This window comes from Halobaculum limi, from assembly GCF_029490015.1.
In the GTDB taxonomy this organism is placed as follows: Archaea; Halobacteriota; Halobacteria; order Halobacteriales; family Haloferacaceae; genus Halobaculum; species Halobaculum limi.
The window spans coordinates 2,368,287-2,380,268 of sequence record NZ_CP120468.1; the positions used below are offsets into that span (position 1 = coordinate 2,368,287).

General features: G+C 64.8%; 10 protein-coding genes and 1 tRNA gene. 8 read left to right on the top strand and 3 right to left on the bottom strand.

Features of this window, described 5'->3' with window-relative positions; translation table 11 throughout:
• Positions 1-2: 2 nt before the first annotated feature.
• The 8 genes from P0D77_RS11960 (at position 3) to P0D77_RS11995 (ending at position 10,141) form a co-directional block, all read left to right on the top strand.
• Positions 3-2,270, top strand: a complete 2,268-nt coding sequence (locus P0D77_RS11960; RefSeq protein WP_277553306.1) for an NADP-dependent malic enzyme — start codon at positions 3-5, stop codon at positions 2,268-2,270.
• Positions 2,271-2,416: 146 nt separating this feature from the next.
• On the top strand, positions 2,417-2,827 hold the full coding sequence (locus tag P0D77_RS11965) for a type IV pilin N-terminal domain-containing protein (protein WP_277553307.1): 411 nt from the start codon (positions 2,417-2,419) through the stop codon (positions 2,825-2,827).
• A gap of 134 nt (positions 2,828-2,961) precedes the next feature.
• On the top strand, positions 2,962-4,611 hold the full coding sequence (locus tag P0D77_RS11970) for an ABC transporter substrate-binding protein (RefSeq protein WP_277553308.1): 1,650 nt from the start codon (positions 2,962-2,964) through the stop codon (positions 4,609-4,611).
• 6 nt (positions 4,612-4,617) lie between these two features.
• A complete protein-coding gene (locus tag P0D77_RS11975; RefSeq protein ID WP_277553309.1) occupies positions 4,618-5,610 on the top strand; it encodes an ABC transporter permease in 993 nt (330 codons plus the stop codon).
• Complete coding sequence (locus P0D77_RS11980; RefSeq protein ID WP_277553310.1) at positions 5,607-6,680, top strand: ABC transporter permease; 1,074 nt, start codon at positions 5,607-5,609, stop codon at positions 6,678-6,680. Before P0D77_RS11975 ends, P0D77_RS11980 begins: the two co-directional genes overlap by 4 nt.
• Positions 6,681-7,925, top strand: a complete 1,245-nt coding sequence (locus P0D77_RS11985; RefSeq protein ID WP_277553311.1) for an ABC transporter ATP-binding protein — start codon at positions 6,681-6,683, stop codon at positions 7,923-7,925.
• Entirely contained in the window at positions 7,918-9,351 is a 1,434-nt protein-coding gene (locus tag P0D77_RS11990) for an ABC transporter ATP-binding protein (protein WP_277553312.1), read from the top strand. Before P0D77_RS11985 ends, P0D77_RS11990 begins: the two co-directional genes overlap by 8 nt.
• 511 nt (positions 9,352-9,862) lie before the next feature.
• A complete protein-coding gene (locus P0D77_RS11995) occupies positions 9,863-10,141 on the top strand; it encodes a DUF8028 family protein (RefSeq protein WP_277553313.1) in 279 nt (92 codons plus the stop codon).
• 159 nt (positions 10,142-10,300) lie between these two features.
• Here P0D77_RS11995 and gfo6 read toward each other — a convergent pair whose 3' ends face one another.
• The 3 genes from gfo6 to P0D77_RS12010 form a co-directional block, all read right to left on the bottom strand.
• Positions 10,301-11,392, bottom strand: a complete 1,092-nt coding sequence (gene gfo6 / locus P0D77_RS12000) for a D-xylose 1-dehydrogenase Gfo6 (RefSeq protein ID WP_277553314.1) — start codon at positions 11,390-11,392, stop codon at positions 10,301-10,303.
• A gap of 105 nt (positions 11,393-11,497) precedes the next feature.
• Positions 11,498-11,572 (bottom strand) — tRNA-Val (locus P0D77_RS12005).
• Positions 11,573-11,631: 59 nt separating this feature from the next.
• Positions 11,632-11,943 carry a ubiquitin-like small modifier protein 1 gene (locus P0D77_RS12010; protein WP_277553315.1) on the bottom strand — a complete coding sequence of 104 codons (312 nt, stop codon included), beginning with the start codon at positions 11,941-11,943 and terminating at the stop codon, positions 11,632-11,634.
• Between the last annotated feature and the right edge of the window lie 39 nt (positions 11,944-11,982).

Consider the following 11,982-nt stretch of genomic DNA (forward strand, 5'->3'; position numbering starts at 1 on the left):
GTATGGGACTTGACGACGACGCGCGGGAGTATCACCGATCTGACCCGCCCGGCAAGATCGAGATTTCGACGACGAAGCCGACGAACACCCAGCGTGACCTCTCGCTGGCGTACTCGCCCGGTGTCGCAGCGCCGTGTCGCGACATCGACGAGGACGCCGAACGGGCGTTCGAGTACACCGCGAAGGGGAACCTCGTGGGCGTCGTCTCCAACGGGTCGGCCGTTCTCGGCCTCGGCGACATCGGCGCACAGGCGTCCAAGCCCGTGATGGAGGGGAAGGGCGTCCTGTTCAAGCGATTCGCCGACATCGACGTGTTCGACATCGAACTCGACGAGAGCGACCCCGACGCGATCATCGAGTCGGTCGCCGCGATGGAACCGACGTTCGGCGGGATCAACCTCGAAGACATCAAAGCACCCGAGTGCTTCGAGATCGAAGAACGCCTCCGCGAGCGGATGGACATCCCGGTGTTCCACGACGACCAACACGGCACCGCGATCATCTCCGGCGCGGGTCTGATCAACGCCGCCGACATCGTCGACAAGGACCTCGCCGACCTCGACATCGTCTTCTCCGGGGCGGGCGCCTCCGCGATTGCAACCGCTAAATTCTACGTCGAACTCGGCGCGGACGCGAGCAACATCACGATGTGTGACTCCTCGGGGATCATCACCGAGGAGCGTGCGGCCGCCGGCGACGTGAACGAGTACAAAGCCCAGTTCGCGAGCGAGGGCGCGGGCGGCGACCTCGCGGACGCTATGGTCGACGCGGACGTGTTCGTCGGCCTCTCCATCGGCGGCATCGTCAGCCAGGAGATGGTCCGGTCGATGGCCGCCGATCCGATCATCTTCGCGATGGCGAACCCCGACCCCGAAATTACCTACGAAGACGCCAAAGACGCCCGCGACGACACCGTCATCATGGGTACCGGGCGCTCGGACTACCCGAATCAGGTGAACAACGTCCTCGGGTTCCCGTTCCTGTTCCGCGGCGCACTCGACGTGCGCGCGACTGACATCAACGAGGAGATGAAACGCGCCGCCGCCGAAGCCCTCGCAGACTTGGCCCGGCAAGACGTACCCGACGCCGTCGTGAAGGCGTACGGCGACCAACCGCTCCAGTTCGGCCCCGAGTACGTCATCCCGAAACCGCTGGACCCCCGTGTGCTGTTCCAGGTTGCCCCCGCGGTCGCGGAGGCGGCGATGGAGTCGGGCGTCGCCCGCTTCGACATCGACACCGACGAGTACGCAGAGCGACTGGAGGCACGCCTCGGCAAGAGCCGCGAGATGATGCGCGTCGTCCTCAACAAGGCGCGTTCGGAACCCAAGCGCGTCGCCCTCGCGGAGGGGACAGACGAGAAGATGATCCGCGCGGCCTACCAGATGCAAGAACAGGGCATCGCCAAGCCCGTCCTCTTGGGCGACCGCGACGACATCGAGACGACGACCAAGCGCCTCGGCCTCGACTTTATCCCGGACGTGGTCGACCCCGACGAGGAGGGGGCGACCGACGGCTACGCCGACCGTCTCCACGAACTCCGCAAGCGAAAGGGCGTCACTCGCTCGGAGGCCGGCGAACTGATCCGCCGCGACACCAACTACCTCGGGAGCGTGATGGTCGAACAGGGCGACGCTGACGCCCTCCTCACGGGGCTGACTCACCACTACCCGAGCGCCCTCCGGCCGCCGCTTCAGGTCGTCGGGACGGCCGACGATGCCGAGTACGTCGCCGGCGTCTACATGTTGACGTTCAAGAACCGCGTCATCTTCTGCGCCGACACGACGGTGAACCAAGACCCCGACGCAGAGGTGCTCGCAGAGATTACCCGACACACCGCGAAACTGGCACGCCGGTTCAACGTCGAACCGCGGGCGGCGATGCTGTCGTACTCCAACTTCGGCTCCGTCGACAACGAGGGGACGAGAAAGCCGCGTGAAGCTGTCGACCTCCTGCACAACGACCCCGAAGTCGACTTCCCCGTCGACGGTGAGATGCAGGCTGACACCGCAGTCGTCGAGGAGATTCTCGAAGACACCTACGACTTCTCGGACCTGGACGGTCCCGCGAACGTCCTCGTGTTCCCCAACCTCGAAGCCGGGAACATCGGCTACAAACTCCTCCAGCGTCTCGGCGGCGCGGAGGCCATCGGCCCGATGCTCGTCGGGATGGACCAGCCAGTCCACGTGATGCAACGGGGCGATGAAGTGAAAGACATCGTCAACCTCGCGGGCGTCGCCGTCGTCGACGCTCAAGACGAGACCGAGGAGTAACGACGGCTCGGAGACAGTTCCTCCGGCCGGACGTGTTATTACAACGTACTTTCTCGATGGATTTTTAATGAGTGACCATCGCAGTAGCATCACGCCCGGTCTCGACGTGAGGGGGGAGAGACCTCGTGTCGGCAGGGCAGACACCCATGAACCTGCACACGATACTTACGGAGGAACGAGCCGTCTCGCCAGTCATCGGCGTCATCCTGATGGTCGCGATCACCGTGATCCTCGCGGCGGTCGTCGGGTCGTTCGTCCTCGGAATCGGGGGCGACGTACAGCCGAGTTCGCCGAACGCGAACTTCCAGTTCTCGTACGCGACGAACGGGGCGAACTACGACGTGACGGCGACACACGGCGGCGGCGACACGATTCCCGCAACGGAACCTGTCGAACTGTCGACCGCCAACGGGACGGCGACGTTCAACGGGTCGGTGTCGGCCGGGTCGGCGGCGACTGTCGCCGACGTGCCTGCCGGGTCGACGGTCCGTGTCGTCTGGCGATCCGAGAACGGCGAAGACTCCGCGGTGTTGGCCGACGACGAGGTACCCGCGTAAGTCGGTCCTCCGATGACCCCGGTGGTTGGTCGCGTCAATTGCCGATATGCAACCTGTTTTGAGTTTCCGCTTCGTTGTCTGGTAGCCCATCACAGACCCCAGCATATAAGGCTACGTCCCGTCTTCGTCAGGTTATGTCTGAAGAAGACACTAGCAGACGGCGGTTCCTGCAAGCGGCGGGTTCGGCGACCGCAGCGGTCGCACTCGCTGGCTGTGCGGGCGGTGGCGGTGAGTCCGAGACCACGGAGGGTGGGATGGAGACGACCGAGGGTGGGATGGAGACCACCGAGGGCGATATGGAGACGACCGAACGCCCCGAGCCGACGACGCGCGAGGGCTACCTCCAGCGTGCCAACCGGCACTGCAACGAGCAGGCGCCGTGGGTGTTCCTCCACCGGCAGTTCTCCGTGTACGGCCAGTCCAGCAACATCGAGTGGCAGCCGCGCACCGACGAGCGCGTAGCCGCCTACGGGATCGAGCCAGCGACGGACGCCGGCGACGACGTCGTGATGACGCAGTCGCAGATGGACTCCGGGCTCGACCCGCAGGACCACCGCGAGACGCCGACGGACAACATCGTCCTGCAGGCGTACGAAGGACTGCTCGAGCGTGACGCAGATGGTGCAATCGTCGAGACGCTGGCGACCGACTACCAGCGCCTCGACGAGACGACGGTGCAGTTCACCGTCCGCGACAACGTCTCGTTCCACTCGGGCGACTCGCTCACTCCCGAAGACGTTGCCTTCTCGATCAATCGGATCGTGCAGGAGGACGTCGGCATCGCCTCCCCGCAGGTCGACCAACTCATCGGCGTCGACGGCGCGGAGGTCGCGTCCACCGACGACCGCACGGTGAACGTCAACCTCTCGGGGCTCAACCCCATCGTGTTCGCGTCGTTCGCGACGTACTGCGACGTGATGAACAAGTCGTGGGTCGAGAGCAACGACAACGCCTACGTCAACCAGAACATGGAGGGCACCGGCCCGTTCGTGCTCACGAACTACGAGCAGGGCGTCGAAGTCGCGTTCGAACGCAACGACGACTACTGGCAGGAGCCAGCGGCGATTTCGACGTTCACGATCAACTCCGCGAGCGAGCCGTCGACCCGTGTGAATCGCCTCATCGCAGGCGAGTCCGACATCGCGGTGAACGTACCCCCACAGGAAGTGTCGCGCGTCGAGAACAACGACGGCACCTCCATCACGGCAGTGCCGTCCACGCGCGTCATCTTCAACGCGATGCGCTACGACGTCGAGCCGTTCGACTCGCCGCAGTTCCGTCAGGCCGTCAACTACGCGGTCGACCTGGACGCGATCATCGAGAACGTCCTCCAGACGTTCGGGAGTGCCACGGGTCAACCGACTCTGGAAGGCTTCTTCGGCTACAACGAGGACATCGATCCGTACCCACGTGATCTGGACCGCGCCGAGCAACTCGTCGAGGAGTCCGGCTACGCAGGCGCCGAGATCGAACTCGTGACGCCGATCGGCCGCTACCTGAAGGACGTCGAAATCGCACAGGCGGTCGCCTCACAGGTCAACGAACTGCCGAACGTCTCGGCAACGGCCCGCCAGATCGAGTTCTCGACGCTCGTCAGTCAGGTCACCACGGGCAGCATCGAGGACAAGCCGCACTGGTACCTGCTGGGGTGGGGTAACGCGACCTTCGACGCGATCCAGACGATTCAGCCGCTCCTCGCGAGCGACGGGTCGCTCTCGTCGTACAAGAACGAGGAACTGGACCGCCTGCTCGACGAAGCGCAGAGCCTGCCGAGCGAATCATAGGCCGTTATGGGCTACGGTCGTTTTCTTCTGAAGCGCGGCGTGCAAGGGGTCGGTGTTGTCTGGGGAGTCGTGACTGTCGTGTTCATCCTGCGATTCATCACGCCAGGATCACCGATCGACACGGTTGCCCCGCTCGACGCCAGCCAAGAGACACGCCAACGGATCGCCGAGGAACTGGGACTCAACCAGCCGCTGTGGGTCCAGTACCTCGATTACCTCTGGGAGTTGCTCAACGGGAACATGGGCTATTCGTACATCTCGAGTATCCCCGCGTCCGTGCAGGTGTTCCAGAAACTCCCGGCCACGCTGGAGTTGGCGGTCGCAGCCAGCATCGTCGCCGTCGCGTTATCGATCCCCCTGGGGGTCATCTCCGCGACGCGACGCCACCAGCCAGCGGACTACGGAGCGACGACGTTCTCGCTGTTGGGCATCTCGACGCCGAACTTCTGGCTTGGCATCATGCTCGTACTCGTGTTCGCCGTCGAGTTCAACGTCTTCCCGACGAGCGGTCGGGCGTACGGCTTCATGCAGACGCTCGCGGCGATTACCGGGCCGGAGCCGTTCTTCGAGGTGGCGACCGCGTTCGTCGCCTCGCTGGTCCTCCCGGCGATCACGTTGGGAACGTACTTCACGGCGCTCATCACGCGTCTCGTTCGCTCGGGGATGCTCGACGAACTGTCGCAGGGGTACGTTCGCGCGACGCGCGCGAAGGGGTTACCCGAGACGCTCGTGCGCTACAAACACGTGCTTCGAAACACGCTCGTTCCCGTCGTGACCGTCCTCGGTCTGCAACTGGGGACGCTCATCGGTGGTGCGGTCATCACTGAAGCCGTCTTCGCGTGGCCGGGGCTTGGCTCCGAGATCATTCGCGCGATCAACGCGCGTGACTGGCCCATCTTGCAGGGGAGTCTGATCGTCATCGGCACCGGGTTCGTCCTGTTGAACATCGCAGTCGACGCACTGTACGCGTACCTCGACCCGCGGGTGGTGGCAGAATGAAGATCGGACCGCTCACCATCTCGCCGCGCACGCTCCGCAACCTGCGCCGTGAGTTCCAGTCGTCTGGACTCGCGAAGATCGGTGTGGTGCTCGTCGTGTTGGTGATGCTCGTCGCGGTGTTCGCACCGATGATCGCGCCGCACAACCCGCGGACGCAGAACCTCGACGAGGCGCAGTTGCCGCCGCTCGGGTTCACCGACACAGAAGAACAGACGCGAACCGAGATGGTCAACGGGAGCGTCCAGACCGTGACCGAGAACGTCACCGTCAACGCGACCGCCAAGTATCCGCTCGGGACGAACTCGCTCGGACAGGACATGCTCTCGCGGGCCATCTACGGCGCGCGAACCTCGCTGTTGGTCGGGTTCTTCGGAACCGTCCTCGCGGCGTTGCTGGGCGTCACCGTCGGCCTGACCGCGGGGTACTACCGCGGTCGTGTCGACGACGCGCTGATGCGTATCGCCGACGTGTCGCTAGCGTTCCCATCGCTCGTCCTGGCCATCGCGCTCATCGGACTGTTCAGCCGGTTCCAGGCGGACGTGGCCTACGCGGTCACCGATCCGCTCGTGACCAGCGGCATCGCGGGCGCGTTCCGCGAGGCCGTCGGCTTGCCGACGCCGATGCCCGAGTCGTTCGTGTTGCCGACGGTCGTTATCTTGGTCGTCGGCTTCGTCAACTGGGTGTGGTTCGCCCGTATCGCACGCGGCGAGGCACTCTCCATCCGCGAGGAGGAGTACGTGAAGGCCGCCCGCGCACTGGGTGGGAGCGACGTTCGGATCGTATTCCGGCACGTCCTTCCGAACGCCATCACGCCTATCCTCGTACTCGCGACCATCCAGGTCGCGGCGATCATCCTGTTGGAATCGGCGCTGTCGTTCCTGGGCTTCTCCGGGACGACGCTCTCGTGGGGCTTCGACATTGCACAAGGACGTGGCTACCTCTCGTCGTCGTGGTGGATCGCAACCGTGCCCGGACTCGCTATCGTGCTGTCCGTCATCGGCATCAATCTCGTGGGCGACTGGCTCCGCGACGCACTCGACCCCGGTATCGAAGGGGAGGGGGGTCTGTAGATGAGCGATTCATCCACGGCCCACGACGCCGCAGGCGTTCCGGAGGGCCACGCAGACGACGTGCTTCGCGTCCGTGACCTGTCGACCCGCTTTTTCACCGAAGAGGGGCAGATCAACGCCGTCGAGTCCGTAGACTTCAACGTACGCGACGGCGAGATTTTCGGCATCGTCGGCGAGTCCGGGTCGGGCAAGTCCGTGACCGCCCTCTCGCTCATCGACCTGGTCGACTCCCCCGGTCGGATCACGAGCGGCGAGGTGTGGTACCGTGACGCCGACCTCGCGGAGGAGTTCCGCGACAGCACGCCCGAGGCGGTCGACGGCGAGTTCGTCGACACGCGCCAACTTCCGAAGGGCGTTCGTCGCTCGCTTCGCGGCCCGGCGTTCTCGATGGTGTTCCAGGACCCGATGTCCTCGTTGAACCCGTCGGTCACCGTCGGCGAACAGATCGCCGAGGCCGTCGAGGTCCAGCGTCGTGCGCGGTCGAACCCGCGCCGGACGCGGTCTCGAACCCAGGGGTACGGAATGGGTCGGCTCATCGCCGACACGCTGCTCCCGAATCGAGGCTACACCTCAGAGAAGAGCGAGGCACGCGCCATCGAACTGCTCGAACAGGTCGGCATCCCCGACCCCGCAGAGCGGGCAGACGAGTACCCCCACCAGTTCTCGGGCGGGATGCTCCAGCGTGCGATGATCGCGCAGGCGCTGGCTGGCGAACCGGACATCCTCGTCGCCGACGAACCGACGACGGCACTCGACGTGACGATCCAAGCGCAGATCCTCAATCTGCTCCGCGACCTGCAAGAAGAGCAGGACACCTCCGTCGTGATGATCACCCACGACCTCGGCGTGATCGCTCGGATGTGCAACCGCGTCGGCGTGATGTACGCCGGAGAGATAGTCGAGCGCGGGACGCTATCGGATGTGTTCGAGACGCCCGTCCATCCGTACACGGAGGGCCTGCTCGGGTCGATTCCAGACTTGGACGACCCGGCCCCGCGCCTTCAGCCGATAGAGGGGAACGTCCCGTCGCTGTTGGACGACGAGATGGGCGACCGCTGTTACTTCGCCGACCGCTGTCCGAAAGCGATGACAGACTGCCTCCAACCGATTCCCGAATACGACGCGGAACCGGGCTCCGACGACCACGCGACTCGCTGCGTGCTTGCACAGCGAGAGTTCAGCGAGGCCGACGCGTTGCCAGCCGACCACTTCGACCGGAACGCAGAGGTGCGCAGCGATGACTGAAGAGCCACTGCTGAAGGTCCGCGGCCTCAAGAAGTACTACTTCGAGGACGACACGCTGTTCGACCGTATCCTCGGCAACGAGCCAACGAGCGTGAAAGCCGTCGACGGCGTCGACCTCGACGTCCACAAAGGCGAGACACTCGGCGTCGTCGGCGAGTCCGGGTGTGGGAAATCTACGACCGGCGAGACGCTCCTCCGCCTCCGTGAGGCGACCGAGGGGACCGTGGAGTTCGACGGCGAGAACGTCTTGGAGATGTCCAGCGACGAACTGACGCGCTTCCGCAAGCGCGCGGGCATCGTCTTCCAGGACCCGTTCTCCAGTCTCGATCCGCGGATGACCGTCGGCGACATCGTCAGCGAGGGGCTGAAGATCCACAACCTGCCAGAGGAGTCGCCCGACGACCGCTCGAAGCGGGAGTGGCGGCGCGACCGCGCGAAGGAACTGCTCGAACGGGTCGGTCTCTCGGGCGATCAGATCGATCGCTACCCACACGAGTTCTCTGGTGGACAGCGCCAGCGCGTCGGTATCGCGCGAGCGCTCGCACTCGATCCGGAGTTCATCGTCCTCGACGAACCCGTGTCGGCGCTGGACGTGTCCGTGCAGGCGCAGATCCTGAACCTGCTCGAAGACCTGCAGGAGGAATTCGGGCTGACGTACCTGTTCATCGCGCACGACCTCTCGGTCGTGCGGCACATCTGCGACCGCGTCGCCGTGATGTACCTCGGCGAGGTGGTCGAGACGGGCGCGACCGACGACATCTTCGAATCGCCCAAACACCCCTACACGGAGGCGTTGCTGGATTCGGTTCCACGCGCGTCCGTCGAAGAGCAGGGGCGTCGCGTCGACGCTCTCTCCGGGGACGTTCCGTCGCCGCGGAACCCGCCGTCGGGGTGTCACTTCCGAACGCGGTGTCCGAAGGTGATCCAACCGGTGACCGTCGATATCCCGCAAGAGCAGTACCGCGGGATCATGGACCTCCGTGACCGCCTCGAACGCGAGGGGTTCTCCGCGGAGTCCGTGTGGGAGACGCTCCGCTCGGAGTCCGACGACCCGCAGTCGTTCGAACGCGACCGGGTGGCGTTCAAGGAGGCGCTTCGCGGTGAGTTCGACCTCCACGGCCTCTCGGGTGCGACGATGGACACGGTCGAGGACGCCCTCGAGATTCTCGCGAACGGCCGCGAAGACGAGGCGGCCCAACGCCTCCGCGACGGGTTCGCCTCGCCCTGTGAAGAGGAAGACCCCGTGCTCACGCCGGGAGCACACGCCGTCGCGTGTCACCTGTACGCCGACGAGGACTACGACACCACCGTCGACCCCGACTCGGTTTCGAACCCGATGAGTGGGATGGCACCCGACGTGGCCGCGACCAACGCAGACGACGGCGACGACGATGCCGACGCCGCGTCGAGCGCCGGCGGCGACTAGCGGCCACTCTGTTATCTGCGCGGCAGTCATCCCGTTTCGCTCGATCTGTCGTCGACCAGTTGATTCGCTCGGGGTTGAGCCAATACGCCCGTTCGACGGCACTATCCAGTCAGCGCGCGTTCACGTTCTGCCGCGCAGTCGATGTCGAAGCCTGGGTACCGACCCGTAGTCGACCAGTCGAAACCACGAGTCTACTCGAACGGTACCCTGTCACCGGTCGTTGGTAATCGACGATCATCTGAGGTCGGTTTTCGACTATCCGATGCTAGTAATCCCCAGGCGGCGGGGCAGCCAGCTGAATACGCAGGTTGTGAGGGGGTATTCTCCGGCGATAATTTGCGATATAGATACTACTGCAACGAAAGTTTAGAGTCGGCTATAAATAGTCTACATTGTTTTGAAGCGTCTATGAACAGTGGGTTCGACTGGTGTAATTCCCGGTGAAACGTCCGAATGAACTCGAATGCTCGTCATACTATATGTGGGTAGGGGGTGTCCGTTGAGATGCGCGATGAGCCAATCAAACTCCCTCCCATCCGTTGCGACGGTCCGCGACGCGATGACCCGACCTCAACTCAAGAACGCCCTCTCAGGCCTCACGGTGACTGGCCGTACCGTTGCAGTCGAACCGATCAAGGCAGCCGCATTCTACAGCGCCATCGTCCTCCCGTTGGTGTACCTCCCGATGCTCGCGGGCGGTATCTCCACTGGAAAACTGACCGTCCTCGTTGGCCTCCTCCTCGCCAACGCGGCGGCGCTGGTCCTCGGCCACGACTACGGCAGTAACTGAACCGTCGAACAAACGGTCCCCGCGGTCCCCCTTCCTACACACACAGTACGCTGAGCCTACACGCTCGGGTCAAAGGTACCGGCTGCGACCGACTGTCGTGTTCTCAACCCGTCCCCACTCGACTCATCATCTCGGAGCGGTCGAAGTACTAGCACCGACCTACTCGTCGAGTGTGACCGGCGAGCCACGCTCGGCAGACTCGTACAGCGCATCGAGTGCAGCCATATCGACGAGTGCGTGGTCGCCGTCCGGGTAGAATGACTCGCCGGCCAAGAGTTGGTGCCCGAAGTACGCGAACTCCTCTTCGGGTTGATGGACTTGCTCGAAGTCGACGTCGACGCGAGTGCCGTCGCGGACGACCGCGAAGCCGCGGTCCTCGCGTTCGTAAAACGCCGGGTCTAGGATCAGTCTCGCGTCCGTCCCGGTGACCTCGAGGCGACTCGCGTGCTGGGCGTTCTGACTGACCGTACACATCGCGTCGACGCCGTCGGGAAACTCCAGAGTGTACGTCGCGTGTTCGTCGACCCCGGCGAACGCCTCGTGCTCGGTTCGGGTCCGTCCAGACACTCGGACCGGGTCGGCGTCGAGGACGAACCGCGTCGTGTTGAGCGGGTAGACACCGATGTCCATCAGCGCACACCCACCCGAGACGTCGGGGTCGAGTCGCCACTGGTCGTGGTCGCCGCCGAGTTCGCCGAGCATCGTCTGCGACATCGTCGCGTGCACGTGAACCACGTCGCCAGCGACGCCCGCTTGGAGGAGGTCGCGGAGGCGACGAACTGCGGGGTCGGTCTGCATCCGATAGCCGACCATCTGCTGCACGCCCGCGTCCTCACACACGTCGACGAGTTCCCGCGCACGCGAGAGGGTAGACTCCAGCGGCTTCTCACACAGGACCGCTTTCCCCTGCTGTGCGGCCGCACGCACGTACTCCAGGTGCGTCGCGTTCGGCGTCGCGACGTACACCGCGTCGTACTCGCTCGCGACCGCGCCCGCACGGAACTCCTCCGGCGACACACCACGCACGTCGTGTTCGGCCGCGGCCGCCTCGACGGTGGCAGGTTTGATGTCCGTGACGACGGTCGCCTCGGTGAACGCCGACCGGGCGATGCCCGGCAGCGCCCACTCCCGGGCGAACCACCCGAGGCCGACGACGGCGACCCGAACGGGGTCGTCGACGGCGTCGGGAGCGAGCGTCTGCCAGTCTCGGCGTGTGAACTCGTCGAGGTACTCCGCGAGGGCAGTGTCCATACTGGGGCGTCGCGAGCGGGGGAGGAATAACTCGGGGTGGACGACGGTGGGAGGCAGGAAGACGAGAGTGTGAACTCGACGTGGTAGTTCGACGGAGAACGAAAGTGGGTTGGGGCGGATTTGAACCGCCGGCCTCCTCCATGTCAAGGAGGTGTCATAACCGGACTAGACTACCAACCCGACCGGGCTTCCTCTGCACTCACTGGTTCCGCTGGGACGTAATTAAGGCTTCCGAAAGGTCACCGCTCCGTGCCGCCGTCACACGATTTTCCACCACTCCCGCCGCTGACCGGTGGGAACAGTGCGAGTTCGTCGTCGTCGTCGACGGGCGTCGCCAGTCCCTCCGCCTCGCGCACGTCGCGTCCGTTGTGCAGGAGGTTGATGTGCCCCGCGAGGTCGCCGTCGTCGTCGAGGACGCGCATCGCGAGCGCCGGATACGCGTCGAGGAGGGCGTCGAGTGCGTCACCGACCGTCTCGGCGTCGGCGGCGTCGACGGTCGGTTCCGAGTCGCCGGCCGCCTCCGCGAGGTCGGCGAACAGTCTCCAGTGCATACGCAGTCGTCCCGTCCCGGGGGGTAAGAGCGTTGCGAC

Coding starts and splice junctions, on each gene's coding strand:
- P0D77_RS11990 (WP_277553312.1), top strand. CDS start 7,918: ATGACTGAAGAGCCACTGCTGAAGGTCCGCGGCCTCAAGAAGTACTAC.
- P0D77_RS11985 (WP_277553311.1), top strand. CDS start 6,681: ATGAGCGATTCATCCACGGCCCACGACGCCGCAGGCGTTCCGGAGGGC.
- P0D77_RS11960 (WP_277553306.1), top strand. CDS start 3: ATGGGACTTGACGACGACGCGCGGGAGTATCACCGATCTGACCCGCCC.
- P0D77_RS11975 (WP_277553309.1), top strand. CDS start 4,618: ATGGGCTACGGTCGTTTTCTTCTGAAGCGCGGCGTGCAAGGGGTCGGT.
- gfo6 (WP_277553314.1), bottom strand. CDS start 11,392: ATGGACACTGCCCTCGCGGAGTACCTCGACGAGTTCACACGCCGAGAC.
- P0D77_RS11965 (WP_277553307.1), top strand. CDS start 2,417: ATGAACCTGCACACGATACTTACGGAGGAACGAGCCGTCTCGCCAGTC.
- P0D77_RS11995 (WP_277553313.1), top strand. CDS start 9,863: ATGAGCCAATCAAACTCCCTCCCATCCGTTGCGACGGTCCGCGACGCG.
- P0D77_RS11980 (WP_277553310.1), top strand. CDS start 5,607: ATGAAGATCGGACCGCTCACCATCTCGCCGCGCACGCTCCGCAACCTG.
- P0D77_RS12010 (WP_277553315.1), bottom strand. CDS start 11,943: ATGCACTGGAGACTGTTCGCCGACCTCGCGGAGGCGGCCGGCGACTCG.
- P0D77_RS11970 (WP_277553308.1), top strand. CDS start 2,962: ATGTCTGAAGAAGACACTAGCAGACGGCGGTTCCTGCAAGCGGCGGGT.